Origin of the sequence: Streptomyces sp. NPDC091289 (assembly GCF_044757365.1) — a bacterium.
Classification (GTDB): domain Bacteria; phylum Actinomycetota; class Actinomycetes; order Streptomycetales; family Streptomycetaceae; genus Streptomyces.
In genome coordinates this window covers 36,071-56,111 of the sequence record NZ_JBIVUT010000033.1, presented here as the reverse complement: position 1 = coordinate 56,111, position 20,041 = coordinate 36,071, and the positions used below count along the sequence as shown (strand labels likewise).

General features: G+C 71.1%; 22 protein-coding genes. 11 read left to right on the top strand and 11 right to left on the bottom strand.

Going from position 1 to position 20,041, the window contains the following annotated elements; genetic code table 11:
- Positions 1–3 precede the first annotated feature (3 nt).
- The 4 genes from ACIQPT_RS33915 to ACIQPT_RS33900 all read left to right on the top strand — a co-directional run bounded on the left by ACIQPT_RS33915 (position 4) and on the right by ACIQPT_RS33900 (position 3,933).
- A complete protein-coding gene (locus ACIQPT_RS33915) occupies positions 4–1,515 on the top strand; it encodes a DUF6056 family protein (RefSeq protein WP_401161666.1) in 1,512 nt (503 codons plus the stop codon).
- Between the two features lie 272 nt (positions 1,516–1,787).
- Positions 1,788–2,219: a PaaI family thioesterase gene (locus tag ACIQPT_RS33910; protein ID WP_401161664.1), complete on the top strand. Its 432-nt coding sequence runs from the start codon at positions 1,788–1,790 to the stop codon at positions 2,217–2,219.
- Positions 2,220–2,385: 166 nt separating this feature from the next.
- On the top strand, positions 2,386–2,838 hold the full coding sequence (locus ACIQPT_RS33905) for a hypothetical protein (protein WP_401161663.1): 453 nt from the start codon (positions 2,386–2,388) through the stop codon (positions 2,836–2,838).
- An 84-nt stretch (positions 2,839–2,922) separates the two neighbouring features.
- A complete protein-coding gene (locus ACIQPT_RS33900) occupies positions 2,923–3,933 on the top strand; it encodes a YdcF family protein (RefSeq protein WP_401161661.1) in 1,011 nt (336 codons plus the stop codon).
- A gap of 99 nt (positions 3,934–4,032) precedes the next feature.
- Here the strand turns inward: ACIQPT_RS33900 and ACIQPT_RS33895 are convergent, their stop codons facing one another.
- The 3 genes from ACIQPT_RS33895 to ACIQPT_RS33885 all read right to left on the bottom strand — a co-directional run bounded on the left by ACIQPT_RS33895 (position 4,033) and on the right by ACIQPT_RS33885 (position 6,138).
- Complete coding sequence (locus tag ACIQPT_RS33895) at positions 4,033–4,809, bottom strand: D-Ala-D-Ala carboxypeptidase family metallohydrolase (RefSeq protein ID WP_401161660.1); 777 nt, start codon at positions 4,807–4,809, stop codon at positions 4,033–4,035.
- Positions 4,810–5,086: 277 nt separating this feature from the next.
- Entirely contained in the window at positions 5,087–5,302 is a 216-nt protein-coding gene (locus ACIQPT_RS33890) for a DUF397 domain-containing protein (RefSeq protein WP_401161658.1), read from the bottom strand.
- On the bottom strand, positions 5,299–6,138 hold the full coding sequence (locus ACIQPT_RS33885; RefSeq protein ID WP_401161656.1) for a DUF5753 domain-containing protein: 840 nt from the start codon (positions 6,136–6,138) through the stop codon (positions 5,299–5,301). Before ACIQPT_RS33885 ends, ACIQPT_RS33890 begins: the two co-directional genes overlap by 4 nt.
- 93 nt (positions 6,139–6,231) lie before the next feature.
- On the opposite strand from ACIQPT_RS33885, the gene ACIQPT_RS33880 reads away from it, so the two are divergent.
- The 4 genes from ACIQPT_RS33880 to ACIQPT_RS33865 are packed head-to-tail and all read left to right on the top strand — an operon-like array spanning position 6,232 to position 7,859.
- Positions 6,232–6,492 carry a hypothetical protein gene (locus tag ACIQPT_RS33880; RefSeq protein ID WP_401161655.1) on the top strand — a complete coding sequence of 87 codons (261 nt, stop codon included), beginning with the start codon at positions 6,232–6,234 and terminating at the stop codon, positions 6,490–6,492.
- A 40-nt stretch (positions 6,493–6,532) separates the two neighbouring features.
- The gene (locus ACIQPT_RS33875) at positions 6,533–6,961 is read left to right on the top strand and encodes a hypothetical protein (RefSeq protein WP_401161653.1); all 429 of its coding nucleotides are present in this window, start codon (positions 6,533–6,535) and stop codon (positions 6,959–6,961) included.
- 4 nt (positions 6,962–6,965) lie between these two features.
- Positions 6,966–7,427, top strand: coding sequence for a hypothetical protein (locus tag ACIQPT_RS33870; protein ID WP_401161651.1), 462 nt, complete (start codon positions 6,966–6,968; stop codon positions 7,425–7,427).
- Between the two features lie 24 nt (positions 7,428–7,451).
- Positions 7,452–7,859, top strand: coding sequence for a hypothetical protein (locus ACIQPT_RS33865; RefSeq protein WP_401161650.1), 408 nt, complete (start codon positions 7,452–7,454; stop codon positions 7,857–7,859).
- Between the two features lie 41 nt (positions 7,860–7,900).
- Here the strand turns inward: ACIQPT_RS33865 and ACIQPT_RS33860 are convergent, their stop codons facing one another.
- Positions 7,901–8,491, bottom strand: coding sequence for a DinB family protein (locus tag ACIQPT_RS33860; protein ID WP_401161648.1), 591 nt, complete (start codon positions 8,489–8,491; stop codon positions 7,901–7,903).
- The gene (locus tag ACIQPT_RS33855) at positions 8,481–9,785 is read right to left on the bottom strand and encodes an MFS transporter (protein WP_401161646.1); all 1,305 of its coding nucleotides are present in this window, start codon (positions 9,783–9,785) and stop codon (positions 8,481–8,483) included. Before ACIQPT_RS33855 ends, ACIQPT_RS33860 begins: the two co-directional genes overlap by 11 nt.
- A gap of 89 nt (positions 9,786–9,874) precedes the next feature.
- On the opposite strand from ACIQPT_RS33855, the gene ACIQPT_RS33850 reads away from it, so the two are divergent.
- Complete coding sequence (locus ACIQPT_RS33850) at positions 9,875–10,855, top strand: winged helix-turn-helix domain-containing protein (protein ID WP_401161644.1); 981 nt, start codon at positions 9,875–9,877, stop codon at positions 10,853–10,855.
- Between the two features lie 205 nt (positions 10,856–11,060).
- Entirely contained in the window at positions 11,061–11,258 is a 198-nt protein-coding gene (locus ACIQPT_RS33845) for a hypothetical protein (protein WP_401161642.1), read from the top strand.
- Positions 11,259–11,371: 113 nt separating this feature from the next.
- Here ACIQPT_RS33845 and ACIQPT_RS33840 read toward each other — a convergent pair whose 3' ends face one another.
- From ACIQPT_RS33840 to ACIQPT_RS33820, 5 genes are all read right to left on the bottom strand, one after another.
- Complete coding sequence (locus ACIQPT_RS33840; protein ID WP_401161641.1) at positions 11,372–12,832, bottom strand: glucoamylase family protein; 1,461 nt, start codon at positions 12,830–12,832, stop codon at positions 11,372–11,374.
- Positions 12,833–13,043: 211 nt separating this feature from the next.
- A complete protein-coding gene (locus ACIQPT_RS33835) occupies positions 13,044–14,249 on the bottom strand; it encodes a glycoside hydrolase family 1 protein (protein ID WP_401161640.1) in 1,206 nt (401 codons plus the stop codon).
- A 96-nt stretch (positions 14,250–14,345) separates the two neighbouring features.
- Positions 14,346–15,230 carry a carbohydrate ABC transporter permease gene (locus ACIQPT_RS33830; RefSeq protein ID WP_401161638.1) on the bottom strand — a complete coding sequence of 295 codons (885 nt, stop codon included), beginning with the start codon at positions 15,228–15,230 and terminating at the stop codon, positions 14,346–14,348.
- Positions 15,227–16,207 (bottom strand): carbohydrate ABC transporter permease, encoded by a 981-nt coding sequence (locus tag ACIQPT_RS33825; RefSeq protein WP_401161636.1) that lies wholly within the window; start codon positions 16,205–16,207, stop codon positions 15,227–15,229. Before ACIQPT_RS33825 ends, ACIQPT_RS33830 begins: the two co-directional genes overlap by 4 nt.
- 2 nt (positions 16,208–16,209) lie before the next feature.
- Positions 16,210–17,454, bottom strand: a complete 1,245-nt coding sequence (locus ACIQPT_RS33820; protein WP_401161634.1) for a sugar ABC transporter substrate-binding protein — start codon at positions 17,452–17,454, stop codon at positions 16,210–16,212.
- Between the two features lie 276 nt (positions 17,455–17,730).
- Between ACIQPT_RS33820 and ACIQPT_RS33815 the strand changes: the two genes are divergently transcribed.
- The gene (locus tag ACIQPT_RS33815; RefSeq protein ID WP_401161633.1) at positions 17,731–18,741 is read left to right on the top strand and encodes an acetylxylan esterase; all 1,011 of its coding nucleotides are present in this window, start codon (positions 17,731–17,733) and stop codon (positions 18,739–18,741) included.
- Between the two features lie 116 nt (positions 18,742–18,857).
- Here the strand turns inward: ACIQPT_RS33815 and ACIQPT_RS33810 are convergent, their stop codons facing one another.
- Complete coding sequence (locus ACIQPT_RS33810; protein WP_401161631.1) at positions 18,858–19,928, bottom strand: LacI family DNA-binding transcriptional regulator; 1,071 nt, start codon at positions 19,926–19,928, stop codon at positions 18,858–18,860.
- Between the last annotated feature and the right edge of the window lie 113 nt (positions 19,929–20,041).

Here is a 20,041-nt window from a genome sequence, read left to right as displayed (position 1 = left end):
GCGATGCCCGACGACGTTCCCGTCACCGCCGCTCCCGGGAGCCCGCGGAGCGAGGAAGCGCCGGACCGGGCGGCCGGACGGCAACGCTCGGACCGCCCGTGGACCGCCCTCTGGGTGACCGCCCTCGCGGTCCCGCCCCTCGCCCTGCTCGCCGCCGCGTCCTGGCTCGGGCGGTGGGTGAGACCCGGCGCGGACGACTGGTGCTTCCTGCCCGCCGTACGGGACGACGGCGTCACCGGCCTCGTCGGGACGTTCTACTTCGACGACAACGGGCGGGTCGCCAACGCGCTCCTGGTCGGCGCGTACGCGAAGTTCCAGGTCGCGGGACACCAGTGGTTCCCCCTGGTCAGCGGGGTCCTGGTGGTCGCGGTCCTCTGGACGGTGGCCGTCCTGGCGCTGCGCCGGGCCGGCCTGCGCACCCCGCGCGGCCTGCCGCTGCTGCTCGCGGCCATGACCACCGCGCTCTTCCTGTTCGCCACGCCGAACACGTACAAGACGTTCTACTGGCCCGCCGCGTCCGTCTCGCACACGCTGCCGCCCGTCCTGGCCTGCGCCGCCCTGATCCCGCTCCTGCTCGCCCGCTCGCGCCGGGGCCGGATCCTCGCGCTCGTCGTCGCGGTGTGCGCGGGGGCCTTCCTCGCCACGCTGTCCGAGGAGACGGCGATCGTCGTGGTGACGGTGCTGTCGGCCACGCTCCTCCTGTCCGGCCGGGTCGTCCCCGCGCCCGAGCGGGGGTTCGTCCGCCGGTGGTGCGCGGCGGGCATCGCCGGGACGGTGGCCGGGGCCGTCGTCCTGATGACCTCACCCGGCTCGCTGCACCGCAGGGAGCGGTACGGCGCGGAGACCACGTCCCTGCTCTCCTCCGACTCCCTCGCCGCGTCGCTGCGCGCGTTCGCCGAGATCACCGTCACCGTGGTCACCACCTGGCAGTACACCGGCGCGGTCGCGGCGGGCGTCCTGCTCGGGCTGCTGTGCCGGCGGGCGGACGGGACGACGCCCCGCCCGCCCGCACACGGGCCGCGGCTCGCCACCGCCGGGGGGCTCGTGCTCCTCGTCGCCGGCTACCTCTGCACGGTCATCGCGTACCCGGTGTTCGGCGACCGGGTGAGCGAAGCGAGCGCCAACCGGCTGTGGAACGACTACCTCCTGCTGTACGTGATCCTCCTCGTCGGCGCGGGCGCGCTGCTGGGCCTGGCCGTCCGCCGGTACGCCCGCCGCACCGCCCCGGCGAAGGCCGTGTGCGCCGCGCTCTGCGTCCTGGTCTGCGTGGGCCCGGCCGTGGCCCTGAGCGACCTGGGCACCGCGATGCGGGACCGGGCCGAGAAGTGGGACGCCCAGGACCTGCGGCTGCGCGAGGGGGCGGCGGCCGGCGAACGTGTCCTGCCGTACGAGCGCCTGGTGATCAGCCAGATGCTGGAGCCGTTCAGCCAGGGCGGCCGCCGGTACTGGCCGGGCGGCTGCGTCGCCGACCTCTACGGCCTCGACCGGGTCACGGACGGGGCCAGGGGACGCTGAGGTCCCGGCCCTCCGTCCCTGTGGATCGTTCACGCACGAGGTGTCACACGGCCGGGCGGTGGACGCGCGGGAGTCCCAGGTCCGGCAGGTCGAGGTGGAATCCGTGCCCGCGGCCGCCTCGGCGTGCGCGCGATCGTCCATGGCGTCGGGGAAACGGCGTTGCCAGACCGGGCGGGTGAACTCCCAGCCGCTCCGGGTCGGGCCGATGTTGACGGAACGGTTCCCGGGAAGCGACGCTCGCCCCACCAGGACATCAGGGAATGAGGTGGAGCATGGAGGCAGGCGGAGTGGAACTCGCTTTCGGGCAGAAGGTGTTGGAGGCCCAGCCCTTCAGCGTCTATCTGGGGGCCAGGCTCACCGCCTTCGGCGACGGGGCGGCGGTCCTGGAGCTGGACGTACGCGACGAGCTGCGCCAGCAGAACGGCTTCGTGCACGGAGGCGTGCTCAGCTACGCGGCCGACAACGCCCTCACCTTCGCGGCGGGCGCGGCCGTCGGCCCGTCCGTGCTGACCGCCGGCTTCACCATCGACTATCTGCGCCCGGCCCGGGGCGAGGTGCTGCGCGCGCGGGCCCAGGTGGTCCGCCCCGGCCGGACCCGGGTCGTCTGCCGGTGCGATCTGCTGATGGTGGACGCGGCGGGGGAGGAGACCCTCTGCGCGGTGGCCCAGGGCACGATCGCCGTCGCCGGAGACCCCGGACGCTGACCGCTGCTGCCGCTCAGGGACGGCCTCGGGGGCGACCTCGGGGGTGACCTCCGGGGGTGTCCGACCAGAGGTGTATGTCCCTATGTTCCTTGGTCTGACGTTTTCGCTTGATACGTGCAAGAACATGGAGGAAAGGAAACTTCTTCGGCTCTGAACAGGAGAGAACATGCGTGGCGTTCTGATAGGTGCGGTGGTCGCGGTGGCAGTACTCGGCGTGGCGGGCGCGGTGGCCGTGCCCGAGGCCAAGCAGTGGTACGACGGACGCCACGAGCAGACGTCCTCCTACGCCACGGGCAAGGACGCGAAGGCGGAACGCGAGTCCGTTCCCCGCTGGCTGCCGGACGACGCCACGTCGGTGGAGTACGCCATGCGGACGACCGGGGGCGAGCGCCTGCTCAAGGCCACCCTCGCCGACGACCGGCTGCCCGCGTCGTGCGAGCCGCTCGACGGCAAGAAGGCCCCGGACCCCGAGATCAGCGCCTCCTGGTTCCCCTCCGGCACGGAGAATGGCGCGAAGGGCCGCTGCGGCTCCTACTACGTGGCGCTGGCGGACCACACGCTGTACGCCTGGCAGACGGACCGGGACTGGGTCGAGGAGAACCGCCGGTCCGCGCAGTAGGGCATGGTCGCCCTTCGGGGCTCGTACAGGCTCCCGCTCCCTACCGTGCCGCGCATCGCGCGGCCGACGCACCCGAGGTTCTCGATGCTCGCATTCGTTCCGACGGCAGGCTTTCTGCTCTGGTTCTGCTGGGGCGTGCGGCAGGACAGGCGCCAGTTCCGCAACGCGGTCCTGCTCGGCCTGACCGTGCTGAGCCTGTCGTTCGCTCTGCTGACCAAGGTGGACCGGCTGCCGGCCAACCTGGCCGTGGTCGTGTATTCCCTGGTCTTCCTCGTCCCCGTCCTCGCGACCGTGGTGCTCGGCGGCTTCCTCGTCGTCAACGGCCTCACCATGATCCGCAAGGAAGGGCGCAGCCCCGCCAACCTCCTGTCGGGTCTCGCGGGTCTGGCGATCTTCGCCGTCCTGGCGCTCGTGGCCACCGCCGACTACTTCGGCGGCTCGAACGCGTACCGGTCCTTCATCCTGGCCGTCGTGCTGATCACCGGCTATGTCTCCTTCCTCTTCCTCTGCTTCCTCGCCTACGCCTTCCTGTACGGCCGCATCCGCGTGCGCGGGGACGTGGACTACGTGGTGATGCTCGGCTCGGGCCTCATCGGCGGCGAACGGGTGCCCCCGCTGCTCGCCTCGCGTCTGCGGGCCGGCCTGCGCATTCACCAGCAGCAGGTGGCGCGGGGCGGCGCGGCCCCCGTGCTGCTGGTCTCCGGCGGGCAGGGGCCGGACGAGAAGGTCCCGGAGGCTCGGGCGATGGGTCGCTGGCTGGTGGGCGAAGGCGCGGACCCGGCCCTCGTACGCGAAGAGGCGCGGTCCCGCACGACGGCCGAGAACCTGCGCTTCAGCCGGCGGATGATGGAGGCGTCCGACGCGGGTGACGTCTGCGTCGTGGTGACCAACAACTTCCACGCGTTCCGCGCGGCGATGACCGCCCGCCGGGAGGGGGTACGCGGCCAGGTGGTCGGTTCCCCCACCGCCGCGTACTTCTGGCCGAGCGCCACCCTGCGGGAGTTCGTCGCCGTCTTCTGGGAACACCGCCTCGTCAACGCGGCCCTGTGCGTGCTGCTGGCGGCGCTGGCGGTGGCCGTGGGGATGGGCGGGTAGGGGGCGGCCCGGCGGACCGGTGCGCGGCGCACCGGCGAGGGGCCTCTCCCGCGCGGCTCGGGCCCGTCGGCCGGAGAAGCGGGAGAGGCCCCTCGGGTCTCATATGCCGCAGCTGGGCGCGGACCAGAAGCGGCCGCTGCCCCCGGCGACGTGGGTGTGGTCGTTGTGGCCCGGGTAGCCCGGGCCGAGGATCTCGGTGAAGCCGTGGTTGCGCGCGGCCTGGGCGAGGGCGCAGAAGCCCTGGGGCCCGGCGCCGAGGTCGGCCGCGTGCCCGTACATGTGGCGGCTGTTGGCGGCGCCGCCGACCGCGCTGTTGCAGGACACGCTGCGGAAGCCGCCGTTGACGGTGATGGGCCGGTCTCCCATCGCGTGCCGCATGGCCTGGAGCTTCCACATGGTCACCAGGGCGTTGGCGCGTGCGGTGGCGGCGTTGACCTTGCCCCCGGACCAGTCGGAGTTGCAGCGGTTCAGCTCGGCGTAGGTGAAGTTGACCGGGGTGCAGTCGTTGTCCTGCAGTTGGTAGATCTTGTTGAACGTCTGGGCTCCGGCGATGCCGTCGGCGGCCAGTCCGTACGCGGCCTGGAAGCGCTGCACGGCCGCCTTCGTGGCCGGGCCGAACGCTCCGTCGATGGCGATCTGGTTGCCGGTGCCCGGATAGCCGGCGACCCGGATCTGGAGCTGACGCACCGCTTCACCGCTGGAACCCTCCTGGAGCGTGCCGCTCCAGGTGTAACAGGCGTCGGCCGTACCGACGTTGCCGGACGGTACGGAATCGGGGGCCGGGGGCGGCGTCGCGGAGGCGGTGGCGGTACCGCCGAACGCGAGGGCCGCGCCCGCGAGGGCCGAGAGGAGGAATCCGATGGAGCGTGATCGCATGGGCTTGCACCTCATAGTCGTCAGGCTGTCCCTTGGGGACTCAGAGCCTCCGGCGCGGGCTCCATGGGTGTCAAGGTCATGTCAACATGCTGCCAAGTGGCGCGATCGTGAATGACCTGGCGGCGCTTGTCAGCAGCGCCCGCCGTCAGGGTCAGGGCATCCTCTGCTGGGTTGCGCAGGGGGTAAGCGTCGGTCCAGTGGCGGCGGCAGTCCTCGGGCAGCGGGACGCCCCACCGCGCGGGGCACGGTGGGGCGGGGCTGGAGCTGCGGCGTCGGGTCAGACGGTGTCGAAGTCTCCGGCCCGGACGCCCGCAACGAACGCGGCGAACGCGGTGGCCGGGACGCTGAGGGCCGGGCCGCCCGGGTTCTTCGAGTCGCGTACGGGGACGATGCCGGTGGTGGTCGCGGTGCGCGGGGCCCACTCGACGCAGGTGCCGCCGTTGTCGCTGTAGGAGGACTTGACCCACTGCGGGGTCGTGGATTCGGTCGTCACGGGGTGCCCTTTCGATGCTGGTGGATCATGTCCACGGTATCTGTCTGCGACAGAGACACGGCCTGCAACTGATGGTAGGACCTCACCATCGGGATGACCGAGCTGAGTTCACGGTCGAGATGGCCCTGCGTCTCGGACTCGACGTAGGAGACCGCGGACCGGTCCTGGAGCGTCAGCAGGTTCACCGCCCGATTGAAGGGCCGCTGCTCACCGACGCTGAACGGGGCGATCTGCAGCATGGTGTGGGACTGCGTGGCGAAGTCGACCAGATACTGCAACTGCGCGTCCATCACGGCAGGGCTGCCGATCGGTCGGCGGATGCAGCTCTCGTCCAGCACCGCGATCAGCATCGGCGGCACGGTGCGTAACAGCGCGCCTTGGCGTTCCATGAGTAACGAGACGCGCTGATCGGCCTGTTCGGGGGTGATGACGCCCCGGTCGACCGCCCCGCGCGCCAGCGCCTCCGCGTACTCCCGGGTCTGCAACAGCCCCGGGATGACGCCCACCTCGAACAGCCGGATCTCCGCCGCCCGGCCCTCCAGCGCCACGTACTCCGGGAAGCCCTGCAACAGCACCCCGTGCTTGATCTTGCGCCACTCGCGCTCGAACGAATCAGCGGTTCCCGTATAGCTCATCGCCACGTCAACGGCGATCGAGAACTTGCGAGTTGGGGACTTGTGGCACAATTCCACGCCGGAAACGTGCCGCCCCGTGTAACCGATGTGCGCGCCGAGATCGTCCTGCTTCCAGCCCCGCGCTTCGCGCTCCCTACGGAGACGTGCTCCGTAGGCAGCCTCCGGGCCCCCGTCAGGGTTCACTTCTTTGCGGTTGACCAACGTATCCCCCAGATCCGAAACGTTGAAGACGTATCCACGCTAGGCCACTCTGAGTCGCCCCGGTAGTCGTACGGCTACAGAGAGGAGCGAACGGTGTACGGCGAGAACGTCAGCCCGAATACGGAGCGGCCCCCACATGCCCCGGCCCCCGGGACCCTGCTCGCGGACACCAGTCGCGGTGACCGCGTGGGGGAGTTCCAGGGCGTCGCCGGCCCGTACTGGTCCCTCCGGCCGGTCGGCGGCGGGCGCGAGTGGGAAGTCGAACCCCGTTACGTACGGCCCGCGTTGCTCATGGAGCAGCTTCGGGCCCGTACCGCACGGCTCAACGCGCGCAGCCGGGGAGAAGTGCTGTGAGGGCGGCCGCGCCGGTCGGCGGCGGGCGGGAGTGCGTCGCGTGAGGAATCTGGATTACGTCGCGGCCGTCACGGCCAAGGTCGGCGGCGAGGCCCTCCGGCTCGGCGGAGTCGCTCTGCCGAACCGCCGGCTCGTACTCCGTTGGCTTCGGCGGCAGGCCCTGCGGCTGGCGGATGCGCACGGGCACAGCCTGCCCCCGCCCGCCCCGTGGCTCGGGGCCAGAGACATCCGGCCGGTCACCTTCCACGGCTCCGACGCCCCCGAAGCGCTCCGGGCGTGGGCCGGCGACCACGGCAGCCAGGACCACGCCCTGAGCGCGCTGGAATCCGGGCTTCCCGCCCTGCTCACCGTGGTCGACCCCTTCGTGGGGCTGCGCGTCACCCTCGGCGCGTGGCCCGTGGATCTGTGGGGGTGGACGGCGGCAGCCTCGGCGAGCCACCCGTCCCCGCCCCGTACGGAAGGGGCCTGACCGCGTGCTGCAATGCACCGCCGTGACCCAAGTCCCTTACCCCGAAGCGTTGCTGGCGCTCGCGACGATGGAGGGCGGGCCCGCGCATCCGCCCGATGTCGTGGCGGCGGAGGACTTCGTCCTGTGCGAGCTGGGTGGCCACGACGATACGGCCGAGCACGCCGCGCACCTGTGGACGGCGGACACCCCGGACGACCAGGACCTGTGGTTCCTCTGGTCGGGGACCGGGGCCCACCGCGTCCACCGGCTCGACACGCTGCGCCTGTGCCCCGCCGTGCTCCGCGAGCTGGCGACCCGCACGGTCACCACGTGTGCGTTCTTCGACCACCACCCCGGCCCGCACTCCTTCTCCGTGACCGACCCGCTCGGCGACCTCATCGCCGCACACGTCCACAGCGAAGTCCAGCGGCTCGTGACCGAGGACGACGCGCCCGACACCGACGCCCCCGACACCGACGCGCCCTGACGGCGACCGGAGGTCCTGCCCCTCATGAACCCCTGCGCCCCCTGCGCCCCCTGCACGGCCGTGGCCCTGCTGCCGCCCCCGGAATTCGTGGTCCGACTGGCAGGCCCCGGGGCGCCGCCGGAAGCCGGACATGTGCTCTGCGAACTCGGTGAGGATCACGACGGATTACACACCGCGCTGCTCTGGGACGAGGACGTCAACAAGGAGGCGGTCTGGGTTCGTTGGAACGGTTGCGGTGCGGCCGGGCTCGTTGCGCTGCCGTGGTGCGGTGTGCCCGACGCCCGGGGCGAGGACGCGTGCGGGCTGTTCGCCGGTCACCCCTCCGCGCACGACTGGAACGTCATGGATCCCACCCTCGCGGCGGTGGACGCGGTTCTCGCGGCGGAGCACCCGCGTCTCTTCCCCCAGGAGGGAGGGCAGGACCCCCTGTAGGACGTGTCGGCCGGTCGTGCGACTGCTCCGCGCCGGACGCGTCAAGGTGTGCGTGGGTGCCCGACGGACGACCTGGCGGCCTGCTCGATCTTCGCGCGGTAGGCCGCGCGGGCTTCCTGGTCGATCGGCTTCTCGTGTTCGGGGCGCAGCCCGGTCCGGCCGTCGATGCCCTCGCGCAGGATGTCGGCGTGCCCGGTATGCCGGATGGACTCGCCGAGGACATGGACCAGGACGGCGAACAGGTTCGTGTGGGTAAAAGGCTCCGGCCACCACGGCACGTGGCCGGGGGCGTCGAGGGGAAGCGCGTCGATCGTCGCGTCCGAGTGTTCCCACGTGCGCCGGTAGAACTCGATGATCTGCTCGCGGGTCTCGTCCTCGGCCGCCCACTGATCGCTGCCGTCGGAGTCCTGCCACCGGGGCAGCGGTTCCGGGGAAGGGCGGTCGAAGACCTCGCCGAAGTACCTGGCCTCGACGTTGGCCACGTGTTTGACCAGGCCGAGGAGGTTGGTCCCGGTCGCGGTCAAAGGCCGGCGGGCGTCGTAATCGGACAAGCCGTCGAGTTTCCAGACCAGCGCCTCGCGGTCCCGCCGCAGTCTGCCGTGCAGGTTGTCCTTCGCGAATTCATCGATCATGAGGCATGAGCCTTTCATGGGGTGCAGGGTTGGGGTAGCGGTGGTGGGGGTGAGGCTGGGGGGTGGGGTGCCAGGTGAGCATCCAGCCGGCGGTGAGCGCCACCGCGCCGCCTGCCAGGGCGATGGCGCCGCCTGTTCCGATGGCTGCGGCCACCGCGCCCAAGCAGACCGGTCCGACGCCCTGCAGCGTCATGCTGCCGGAGCCGAGCAGGCCGAACGCCTGGCCCCGGCCGTCCTGCGGCAGGGCGTCCAGGAACGGGCGTTGCAGGCCGAGACCGTAGGCGTATCCGAGGCCGCTGAGGAGGAGCAGACCGGACGAGACGCCCACCCCGGGCTCGGCAGCGAAGCCGAGCAGAGGCAGCCCCGCCAGCGCGACCAGCGGAACTACCAGTCGCTCCCGGGTGCGTGGCCGGAGCAGCCGACCCACCAGCAGGTCACCGACCAGCATGCCGACCGGAAGACAACCCATCAGCACCGCGTACCAGCCGGGCGCGAATCGGCGTTCTCCCGCGTAGGCGACGATGAGGCCTTCCGCGCCCGCTACGAGCGCGACGGGCAGCCACTGGGCCAGCATCAGTCGTCGTACCGTGCGTCCGCGCAGCAGCAGGCCCGCACCCTCCAGGCTTGCCCGGACGGCCCCGCCGTCGCCCCCCGCGCTGCCGGGTGCGCCGCCGAACTCCCCCGCCCGCAGCCGGGGGAGCCGGATACGGACAGCGAGAGCGCAGCCGAGGTAGAGGACGGCACTGACCGCGAGCGCCCGGCGTGGGCCGAGCGCCGCTACGGCCGCGCCTCCCAGCGCCAGACCGAACAATTGCGCGCCGGCGCCGGCGATGTTGTTCAGCGAACGGCCCAGTACATAGGCGTCGCCCTTCAGCGACTGAGCGACCAGCCGACTCGACGCGCCGTGGAACAGCGGGGTGGCGAGAGAGACCAGCGCCACGACACCGAGACTCGCCGCGACCGGCATCCGCACCAGGGCGAGCAGCAGGGCGGTGGCGCACGTCAAGGCGTAGCCGCCGGTGATGAGCGCGCGGGGCGGCAGCCGGTCGGCCAGTGAGCCCAGCAACAGCGAACCGAACAGCTGCGGAATGAAGCCGATGCCGAAGGCCACCGCGCTCAGCAGCGCGGAGCCGGTGGACGAGAAGACCAGTACCGAGAACGTGGTGATCCGCAGCGCGTCCGCGGTGATCGCGACGGCGCGTGTGGAGAAGAGCAGCCGGAATCGCGGCTCGGCGAGCACCTCCCGGTAGGTGGCACGGTGGTCGCCCTGCGCGGGCCCGGCGGTTGGGGTCATGACGCGGAGCCTCGCCGCGCGCTCACCTCACCCACCAATGATTCGTCGCTGGACGAATCCGAACAGGCGTCCCGCGCTAGCATGCCTGCGTGCTGCGCTTCGAAGTCTCCGTCGAGGATCTGCTGCGCAGCCGCTTCGCGCTGTCGCCCGCGATGGACCTGTGCTTCCTGCTGGGCTCGCTCACCGGCCGGGACAGGCCGCTGCCACGAGCCTGGGCCACCCGGCTCCTGCCGGCGTTCGAACGGCTTCGCCGCGAGACCGAACTGAACGCCGTCCTCGCCCTGTTCACCCCGCAGGGCGGACCGAACTTCATCGCCCCGCCGCCCCGCGGCCTCAACCAGACCTGGGCGGACGACCTGGCCAGGATCCGGGCCACACCGCTGGAAGCGGCCCGCCACGAATGCGCCACCACCGCGACCGGCCCGTCCGCCCGTGATCCCCGCGTACGCGCGGTGCTGGACTCGACGGACGCCGTCTCCAGGATCGCCGAGGCGATGGACCGGGCGTGGCGCGAACTGCTCGCCGCGGACTGGCCGCAACTGCGCGCGATCTGTGAGCGCGACGTCGTGCACCGGGTGGGAGTGATCGGCGAACACGGCTGGGCCACGACCATCGAGAGCCTGCACCCGAGCATCACCTGGCACGCCGGCGGCATCGAGATCGGCCACTTCCAGCCAGTCGGAACCGTCCGCCTCGCCGGCGACGGGCTCCTGCTGATCCCTTCGGTCTTCGTCAGGAATATCGCCGCCCACACGGAAGACCCCTGGCCCCGGACCTTGATCTATCGCGCCCGCGGCACCGCGGCCCTGTGGGGCGAACAGGAGACCACCCCCCAACCGGACGCGCTGACCGCTCTGGTCGGCCGGGCCCGAGCCCGCCTGCTGCTGGCGCTGGACGCGCCGGCCAGCAACAGCCACCTCGCCCGAAGCCTCGCCATGGCACCCGGCGCGGTAGGAGACCACCTCGCCATCCTGCGAGGCGCGGGGCTGCTCGTCCGCGCCCGGTCCGGACGGTCGGTGCTCTACCGGCGCACCCCGCTCGGCGAAGCACTGGTCGCCGGTTCGGGCTGAGGGACCGGATCAGCATGCGGCACCGGCGGCCCGGGGCCGGAGCGTTTGAGGTGGTGGCGAGGCCGAGTTAGGGTCGATATCCGCCGCACCCGATCTTGACCACATCGGCCACGCGGCTCAGGGGAAGATCCATGGGTAGAAGAATGCGGGGGGAATTGACGTGTGCGCTGATTCGGGTGTGAGAACTCCGTCACGAAAAGACGAAGTGAAAGGCTTTCCCAGCTGGCTGACGTTCGTCGTTTCGGTCGCCGCCGGTTTTGTGGGCGGGGAGTTCTTCGGCTTTCCGTGGTGGCTGCGCCTGATCACGGTCGTGGCCGTCACCATCCTCATGCAGGGCGCCGGCGAGATCGTGGGCCGCACCCGCGCCATGAGAAAGGCTCGCGAAGAGCACACGGGTCACTGACCCGCGGGGGGAGTGGGGGAGTTCACTCGCACCGGCCCTCCTCGCCTTCGCGCGCGGGAACGCTGCCTCAGCGTTCCCGCGCGCTTGAATCAGACCTCTCCGTAGCGTCGGTCTCAGATCGAGAACCGCTCCTTCGCCAGCAGCGGCCGCACCCGGGTCCGGAAACCGCCCGTGCGGAACGGCCGTTGGAGCAGCCCGGGGCGCAGTTCCTGGGCGAGTGCGGCGACGATCATGCCCTGGTCCAGGGCGAGCATGAAGTCGCTGACCCGGCCCGTGGACACGTTCACCGAGTCCCGGAAGCCGAGCCCGTCCTCGTACGCGCCGAAGTCCCGCTCCAGCGCCCGCAGGTTGGCCACCGCCTCCCGGCCCGCGTACGGCAGGGCCAGGAAGGAGGCGTGCGGGGTGACGACCCCGTTGGTGAACGCGGAGGGCGGCGGCAGGGGTTCGCCGTCCGTGGTGTGCGTGCGGTCGGTGTTGGAGGCGTATCCGTCGACCGCCATGCCGAGCGCGTCGACCCCGTACTCCTGGTAGCCGTCCTCGGGGACGTTGGAGGGGGAGAAGCCCCAGTAGCCGTACCGCGCCTCCCGCAGACCGTGGTCGATCTGGCCGCGTACGTACCGCTGGTGGGTCACGCCCCAGGCGCGCGGCGACCACTCCGGCTCCGGCACGAACAGCGGCACCATCAGCGCCTCGAACATCGAGCCGCCCCAGGTGGGGATCAGCTTCCGGTCGCGGTGGGTGTAGTGGCCGTTCCAGACGCGTATGCCGTCGACCGTGACGTAACCGCCGCCAGGCTGCTGCTCCTGCTCGTGCTCCGGCAGCATCGTCCGCAGCAGGTGCCAGTAGTGGTCGCCGGGGAGCGTGCCGTCCGCGATGCCCAGGTAACTGGCCATGCGCGGCTCGGTGTTGAGCGCCCCGTAGTGGTGCGGGGTCGGCTCGTCCGTGTCCGTCCAGACGCCGCCGCGCAGTTGGCCGGGGCCCGCGACCGGGTCGGCCGGGTCGTACGGCGTGTAGAAGTACGACCAGTCCGCCGTGGCCAGGATGCGGTGGATACGGGGGCGGAGCGTCGGGGCCGCGTCGGCGGCTATCCGCAGGCCCGTCACCAGCCAGGCGTTGTCGACGGAGGACAGGAACGGGCGGACCGGATCCCCCGTGCCCGGCCACTCGGTCAGCACCGAACCGTCGTGCGCGTCATACCAGTTGAGCCAGAAGCCGTGGTGGCGTTCCAGCTTCTCCACGGCGGCGACCGTACGGGTCAGGGCGCGGATCATCGTGCTCTCGCGGATCACCCCGAGGCCCGCGGCGGCCACCGTCGACCACAGGCCGCAGCCGATGTTGGTCGGGGAGGTCTGCTGCGACTGGACGGGGGCTCCGGGGCCGCCGATGCCGATCTTGTCGGTGACCAGACCGAAGTCGGTCGTCATCGCCCCGATCGAGCGGTACGTGTCGACGAACCAGGTCCTGAGGAGGCGCGGGTCGGCGGGGGCTGCTGCTGTCGCGGGGGAGGCTGCGGCTCCGAGCGACAGGGCCGCGGCCCCGGTCCCTGCGGCGGTGAGAAACGTGCGACGGTCCATCGGTCCGGCTCCTGTGGCAGAAGGGGGAGGGGGATGAGTCGTGATCTCGGTCGTGCGGGGTGAAGCCAGGTGGTGCGGGGGAGTGGTTCTGGTTCTGCGCGGGCGGCTCGGGGGCCGGCGGTCGTCAGGGGCCGCCGGCTCCCGGGCCGGAGGGAGCCGTCAGGTGGCTCCCCGTATCAGGGGCGTCCCCCGGAATCCGGGAGCGCCGGAATTACGCTGCTGTGCGCGGCAGTTCGCGGGTGCGGCCGAGCGAGCCCAGCCACTTCGCCGAGTCGCGCGGGGTGCGCTCGAAGGTCTCCCAGTCGATCGCGATCAGGCCGAACGTGGCCTTGTACGTACCCCACTCGTAGTTGTCCAGAGCGCTCCACGCCAGGTAGCCCCGGATGTCGATGCCGTCCGCCAGTGCGGAGGCGACCTCGTTCAGCGCGCCCGCGTAGTAGTCGACGCGGCGGCTGTCGTCGGCGGTGGCGATGCCGTTCTCCGTGACGATCAGCGGGACGTCGCCCACCACCTCGGCCGTGTGGCGCAGCGCCTCGCCGACCGCGCCCGGGTAGTACTCCCACGTCGTCAGCGTCCGCTCGACGTCGTCGGCCGCCGGGATCGGTCCTTCGGGGCCGATCCGCGTACGGGTGTAGGACTGCACGCCGATCCAGTCGTCGCCGCGCGCCGCCTCGATGAAGACGTCCTCGCGCGGGTGGCGGTAGGCGGCGGTGACGTCCTCCGCGCCGGGGAGGGCCTGGTAGACCTGGTTGGCGATGGTCCAGCCGACCTGGATGCCCGCGTCCAGGGCCCGGACCTCCTTGACGGCGGCGTGGTGGGCGGCGATGACGGCCTCGGTCGTCTCGTCGTCGGGGGTGGGCAGGCCGGCCGGCGGGAAGCTGTTGTCACCGCGCTTGGCCTGGCCCGCCATCACGGCGATCATGTTCGGCTCGTTGATCGTGCAGACGTGGCCGACGCCCTCGGAGATCACCGGGGCGCAGGCCGCCACGTACCGGGCGAACAGCTCCACCGCGCCCTCGGCCGTCCAGCCGCCGCGCGCCTCGAACCACTGCGGGACGGTGAAGTGGTGCAGGGTCACCATCGGGCGCAGGCCGCGGGCGATCGCGCCTTCCACCATGCGGCGGTAGTGGGCCAGTTCGGCACGCGAGAAGTGGCCCTCGACCGGCTCGATCCGGGCCCACTCGACGGAGAAGCGGTAGTCCGTGAAGCCGAGCGAGGCCAGCAGGTCCATGTCCTCGGGCCAGCGGTGGTAGCTGTCGCAGGCGTCCAGGCTCGGCTCCGCGATGTGGGTGCCGGCGGCGTGCTCCTTGACCCACCAGTCGCTGTCGGTGTTGTTGCCCTCGATCTGGTGGGCGGCCGTCGAGGCGCCCCAGAGGAAGCCCTCGGGGAACGGGACGGGAGCAGGGGTGTTCGTCATCGCGACATGTCTTTCTGGTGGGTGGTGAGGGGTGCGGCCGCGCTCGGTCACGGGGTGGGGTGCGGCCTCGATAGGTGAAGTCGGGCGGCCCGGGGGCTACTTCATGCCCGCCGTGGCGATGCCCTGCGTGAAGTGCCGCTGCAGCGCGATGAAGACGATCAGCACCGGCAGCACGATCAGGAAGGCCCCGGCCATCAGCATTCCGTTGGAGCCGCCGGCCTTGTTGGGGTCGGTGGCGAAGGTCGCCAGGGCGACCGGAAGGGTGTACTTGTCGGGGTCGTTGGTCGCGATCAGCGGCCAGACGAAGTTGTTCCAGGAACCCAGGAACGTGAAGATCGACAGGGTCGCGAGGGCGGGCTTCACCAGCGGCATCACGATCCGCCAGAAGATGTACCACTCGCTCGCGCCGTCCATCCGGGCCGCTTCCAGCAGCTCGTCCGGGATCGACTGCATGAACTGCCGCATCAGGAAGACCCCGAACGCCCCGGCGGCGAACGGCAGCACCAGACCCGCGTAACTGTCGATCAGCTGGAGCTTGCTCATCAGCACGAACAGCGGCAGCAGCATCAGGTTGCCGGGCACCATCAGCGCGCCGAGCACCAGACCGAAGATCTTGTTGCGGCCGGCGAACCTCAGCTTGGCCAGGGCGTAGCCGAGCATCGAGCAGAAGACCAGGTTCGAGACGGTCACCAGGACCGCCACGATCACCGAGTTCATGAAGTACAGCGGCAGGTCCAGCTTGTCGAGCAGCTGCCGGAAGTTCTCCAGGGTCCACTCGGTGGGGATCCACACCGGCGGGCTGGCCGACAGCTCGCTCTGCGTCTTGAAGGCGGAGATCCCCATCCAGAGGAAGGGCGCCGACATGACCAGCAGGCCGAGCGAGAGCAGGACGTAGACCAGGGGGCGTGCGGTGCTCCGCTTTCCGGGAGACCGCTTGTCCAGGGTCTTGGCCGGTGCGTTGGGGCTGCTGGTGGCGCTCATTTCGTGTTGTCCTTCAGCAGTCGGAGCTGGAGCACCGTGATGCCCATGATCACCACGAAGAGGACGTACGCCATGGCGCTCGCGTAGCCCATGTGGAAGAAGTTGAACCCTTCGCGGTACATGTTCAGCGAGACCGTGAGGGTCGAGTCGGACGGGCCGCCCTGCGTCATCACGAACGGCTCCTCGAACACGTTGAGGTAGCCGATCGTCGTGATCACCGTGGCGTAGAGGACCGTCGGGCGCAGCAGCGGGACCGTGATGCCCCGGAACTCCTGCCAGACGCTCGCGCCGTCGAGCTTCGCGGCTTCCCGCACCTCGGTGGGGATCGCCTGGAGGCCCGCGATGAACAGCACCATCACCGTGCCGACGTTCCGCCAGACCGCCATCACGATCAGCGACGGCATCGCCAGCGTCTCGGAGCCGAGGAAGTCCGGCGCCGTCCAGCCCACTTCGGAGAAGAGGCCGGCGATCAGCCCGTCGCTCGGATCGAGCACGAACCGCCAGACGACGGCGACCGCGACGATGGTGGTGACCACCGGAGCGTAGAAGCCGACCCGGAAGAAGGTCCGCGCCCGGTCGATGCCGTTGTTCAGCAGAACGGCGACGACCAGCCCGATCCCGATCGTCAGCGGTACGCCGACGACCACGAAGTACCCCGTGTTGAAGAGGGACTTGAGGAACTTCTCGTCGCCGAAGAGGTTGACGTAGTTCTCGAACCCGATGAAGTTCGCTTCCCACGGGCGCGTCACGTTCCGCAGCCCGAAGTCCGTGAAGCTCATCACCAGCGTGGCGAGGATCGGGAACGCCATGAAGACGGTGAACAGGACGAGGAACGGGGTGGAGAACAGCCAGCCCGCCGCGTTCTGCACGCCCATCGACGGCTTGCGGCCTCGGCTGCCCGTGGGGGCGGGGGACGGGGAGCCCCCTGCCTTCCCGGGCTGTTCGGCCTTCCCGGCCGTGGTGGTCGTGGTGCTCATGGCTACTGCTTCACGAGGCCTTCGATCTCGGACTGCGCCGTCTTCAGCGCGTCCTCGGCGGAAGCCTTGCCCTGCGTCACCTTGGCGATGGCCTGGTCCACCTTGTCGGTGATCTCGGTCCAGTTGGCCAGGGACGGCGAGGACTTGGCGGTGTCCATCTGCTTCTTGAAGGTCTGCAGGTCGGCGTCGTCGGCGAGCGTCCCGGACTCCCACGCGGAGGTGTTGGCGGGCAGGTCCTTCGTCCGCTCGTACCAGTCGGACTGGCCCTTCGTGTCCGTGAGGTACTTGATGAACTCGGTGGCCGCCGCCTTGTGCTCGCTGTCCTTGGAGACGACCAGGGAGGAGCCGCCCGCCATGGAGGTGGAGGAGGCGTCCGCCGGAACGTTCGCGATGGCCCACTTGCCCTTGATCTGCGGCTGGCCCTCGTTGAGGAGCGTCACGTGCCAGGGGCCGCCGAAGAACATCGGGACCCGGCCGTTGCCGAAGTCCTTCACCACGTCGTAGCCGGGCTGTACGGACTTGTTGGAGAGGCCCTTGTCGAAGTACGAGCCGTACTCCTTCAGCGCCTTGACCGCCTCCGGGCTGTCGATGACGGCCTCGCCCCGGTCATTGACGATCTCGCCGCCCGCCGAGTACAGGAAGGAGTAGAAGTTCTGCACGGTGTCCAGGCCGCTGGGCTGGATGGAGAGACCCCACTTCGTACCGGCCTTCTTCTGGTACGCGCCTGCCAGGTCCTGGAGCTCCTTCCAGTTCTCCGGAGCCTTGCTCACGCCCGCCTTCTCGGCCAGGTCCGTGCGGTAGTAGAGGACCCGGGTGTCGACGTACCACGGCACGCCGTAGGCGGTGCCGTCCACCTCGCCCTGCTCCCAGCCCGCCGGGAAGAAGTCCTTCTTGTCGAAGGTCTTGGTGTCCACCGGCTCCAGCACGCCGAGCTCGGAGAACTCGCCCAGGTAACTGCCGCCCATCTGCGCGACGTCGGGCAGTGTGCCCGCCGCCGCTGCCGAGACGAGCTTCTGGTGGGCGACGTCCCAGCCGATCGGGGTCACCTTCACCGTGATGTTCGGGTTGGCCTTCTCGTAGACCTCGGCCACGTCCGCGAGCTTCTCGCCCTCGGCCCCCATGGCCCACACGGTGAGCGTCTGCTTCTCGTCGGCCGCGACGTCGCCGCCGGAGGAGCCGCAGGCGGAAAGGGTCACGGCGAGCGCGAGCGCTATGCCGGCGGGAGCTGTTCTGGCGATGCGGGACATGGGAGGGCTCCTCCTTGAGCAATCCGGATGCTGCGCGATGTATGCGCTGCCTGTAAGCGCATACATCACTCTGCGCCAGCCGCTCGGGAATCCGCAAGAGGGTGCTGGGTCACACTCGTGCAACGTGCTCGACACGTCGGCGCCTTGTTGTTGAACCGTAAACGCGCTGTTTGTGGAACAACAGGCGATGTGACCGATTCGTCGTGCGGGGGTCCGTGTCCGGCGGGGGCGTGGGCCCCCGCACGGGCGGGCGTGGTCGGCGTCTACCCTCGCGGCATGGCTCCATCCGCCGCGTTCCCCCACGGCTTCCCGTTCGACCCGGCCTACGGGTACGACGCGCCGGACGCCCTGCTGAACATCCCCGCCCCGCCCGCTCCCGACGACTTCGACGCGTTCTGGCGGGGCCGGTACGCGCGAGCCCGCGCGGTCGATCCGCGGCCGGTCCTCGGCCCGGTGGAGGAGGAGCGCGACGGCCTGCAGATCCACGGCGTGAGCTACACCTCCGTGGGCGGCGTCCGGCTCGGCGGCTGGCTCGCCCTGCCCGCCGAGGGGCCCGTGCGGTACGGATACGTCGTCGGGCACGGCTACGGCGGGCGCCAGGGGCCCGGCCGGGACCTTCCGGCGCCGCTGCCCGGGGCCGCCGTAATCCTGCCGTGCGTACGGGGCATGGGGGAGCGGGGCCGGGTCGAGGGCATCCCGGACCTGGCCGACGAGCACGTCCTGCACGGCATCGGCTCCCGCGAGTCGTACGTCATCGGCGACTGCGTGGCCGACCTGTGGTGCGCCGCCTCCGCGCTGACGGAGCTGGTGCCCGAGCTGGCCCCGGCCGGCCTCCCGGGCGGGCCCCGCCTCGGCTATCTCGGCGAGAGCTTCGGCGGCGGGCTCGGGGCCCTCGCGCTGCCCTGGGACGAGCGCTTCGGCGCGGCCCAGCTCACGGTCCCCACCTTCGGCAACCACCCGCTGCGCCTGACCCTGCCCTGCGCGGGCAGCGGGGAGGCGGTCCGGGCGCACCACCGCGAACACCCCGAGGTCACGGATGTCCTCGGCTACTTCGACGCGGCGACGGCGGCGACCCGGCTGACGCTGCCCACGCTGGTCGCGGCCGCGCTGTTCGACCCGTCCGTGCCGCCGCCGGGGCAGTTCGCCGTGCACAACGCGCTGGCCGGCGAGCGGGAGCTCCAGGTGCTGACGGCGGGGCACTTCGCTTACCGGGGGATGACGGCCGAGGCGGCGGAGCTGGACGCGAACCGGACGCGGTTCTTCGGGGAGCGGCTGAAGCCTGCTTGACGGCTGCGAAGCCGAGGGGTTCCGGGGCGCCGACGCTCAGCGTCTGACCGCTGCGCCGGGGGCGCCGAGCCGCAGCCGCCCCCACACCCGCAGCTCGCGCGGTCGCGTCCGCCGTGTCAGCCGCAGCCGCAGCTGGCCCGTCGCGTCACCGAGACCGGCAGCTCCAGCGAGACCGGGGCGCGGCCCGGGTCCGCCAGGCGCTGCACCAGCAGCTCCACCGCCTGCTCGCCCAGCTGCCGGATCGGCTGCCGGACGGTCGTCAGGGGCGGGCGGACGATCCGGCTCAGCGGGATCCCGTCGAACCCGGTCACGGCGATGTCCTCCGGTACCCGCACCCCGCGCCGCTCCAGCGCCTGGAGCGCGCCGACCGCCATCTGGTCGTTGGCGAACAGCATCGCCTCCGGCCGCTCCACCCCCGTACCCTCCGACCGGTCCAGCAGGGCGCCCGCCGCCAGCGCGCCCTCGGCCTGCGTCATCATCCCGGCGCGCAGCTCCGGCCGGGAGGGCACCGGAAGGCCCGCGTCCCGGCACGCCTCCTGGAAGCCCCGGAACCGGGCCTGGGCGTCGGGCGAATTCTCCTCGCCGCCGATGAACGCCAGCCGGCGCAGCCCGTGGTCCTCGATCAGATGGCGGGTCAGTTCGCGCTCGCCCTCGGTGTTGGCCACCACGATGTGATCCAGGTGGTCGATCTCGCGCGGTCCGGCGAGCATCACCACGGGCAGCCGGCGCGATATCACCTCCAGGTCCTCGGTCGGCACGGTCCGCGCCAGTACGGCGAACCCGTCGACCCGCCCCGCGACCTTCGCCACCAGGCTCTCCGGCCCGCCGTCCAGCGAGGCGGCGATCAGCAGGGCGTAGCCGTGCCGCCGGGCCGCCCGTTCCATGCCCCGGATGATCTGGTCGGAGTAGAGCATCACGGCCTGGTCGTCGTCCGCGTCGCTCGCCGCCGCGGCGGTCTCGGCGTCCTGGTCCGCGAAGTCGGGGAAGCACAGCCCGAGCACGCCCGTGGTCCGGCTGGCCAGGCCCCGGGCGCTGCCGCTCGGCACGTACCCCAGCTCGCGGGCCGCCTCCATGACCTTCTCGCGGGTCTGCGCGCGTACGGAATCGGGGTTCCGGTAGACCCGGGAGACCGTGGCAATGGAGACGCCCGACCGCTCGGCGACGTCGTACACCGTGGGGGCGCTCACTCGACCGACCGTCCGTCCGCTTCTTCTGCTTCTTCTGCTTCTTCTTCGTTCACGAGGCTTGTGAAAGCGCATTCACCCTAAATCCTGGGCCGAGGGAGGAGCAAGGTCACCCG

Bases quoted from the DNA above. Each gene is read 5' to 3' on its own strand.
- ACIQPT_RS33915 (WP_401161666.1), top strand. From the start codon at position 4: ATGCCCGACGACGTTCCCGTCACCGCCGCTCCCGGGAGCCCGCGGAGC.
- ACIQPT_RS33910 (WP_401161664.1), top strand. From the start codon at position 1,788: ATGGAGGCAGGCGGAGTGGAACTCGCTTTCGGGCAGAAGGTGTTGGAG.
- ACIQPT_RS33905 (WP_401161663.1), top strand. From the start codon at position 2,386: ATGCGTGGCGTTCTGATAGGTGCGGTGGTCGCGGTGGCAGTACTCGGC.
- ACIQPT_RS33900 (WP_401161661.1), top strand. From the start codon at position 2,923: ATGCTCGCATTCGTTCCGACGGCAGGCTTTCTGCTCTGGTTCTGCTGG.
- ACIQPT_RS33895 (WP_401161660.1), bottom strand. From the start codon at position 4,809: ATGCGATCACGCTCCATCGGATTCCTCCTCTCGGCCCTCGCGGGCGCG.
- ACIQPT_RS33865 (WP_401161650.1), top strand. From the start codon at position 7,452: ATGAACCCCTGCGCCCCCTGCGCCCCCTGCACGGCCGTGGCCCTGCTG.
- ACIQPT_RS33860 (WP_401161648.1), bottom strand. From the start codon at position 8,491: ATGATCGATGAATTCGCGAAGGACAACCTGCACGGCAGACTGCGGCGG.
- ACIQPT_RS33855 (WP_401161646.1), bottom strand. From the start codon at position 9,785: ATGACCCCAACCGCCGGGCCCGCGCAGGGCGACCACCGTGCCACCTAC.
- ACIQPT_RS33840 (WP_401161641.1), bottom strand. From the start codon at position 12,832: ATGGACCGTCGCACGTTTCTCACCGCCGCAGGGACCGGGGCCGCGGCC.
- ACIQPT_RS33835 (WP_401161640.1), bottom strand. From the start codon at position 14,249: ATGACGAACACCCCTGCTCCCGTCCCGTTCCCCGAGGGCTTCCTCTGG.
- ACIQPT_RS33830 (WP_401161638.1), bottom strand. From the start codon at position 15,230: ATGAGCGCCACCAGCAGCCCCAACGCACCGGCCAAGACCCTGGACAAG.
- ACIQPT_RS33825 (WP_401161636.1), bottom strand. From the start codon at position 16,207: ATGAGCACCACGACCACCACGGCCGGGAAGGCCGAACAGCCCGGGAAG.
- ACIQPT_RS33820 (WP_401161634.1), bottom strand. From the start codon at position 17,454: ATGTCCCGCATCGCCAGAACAGCTCCCGCCGGCATAGCGCTCGCGCTC.
- ACIQPT_RS33815 (WP_401161633.1), top strand. From the start codon at position 17,731: ATGGCTCCATCCGCCGCGTTCCCCCACGGCTTCCCGTTCGACCCGGCC.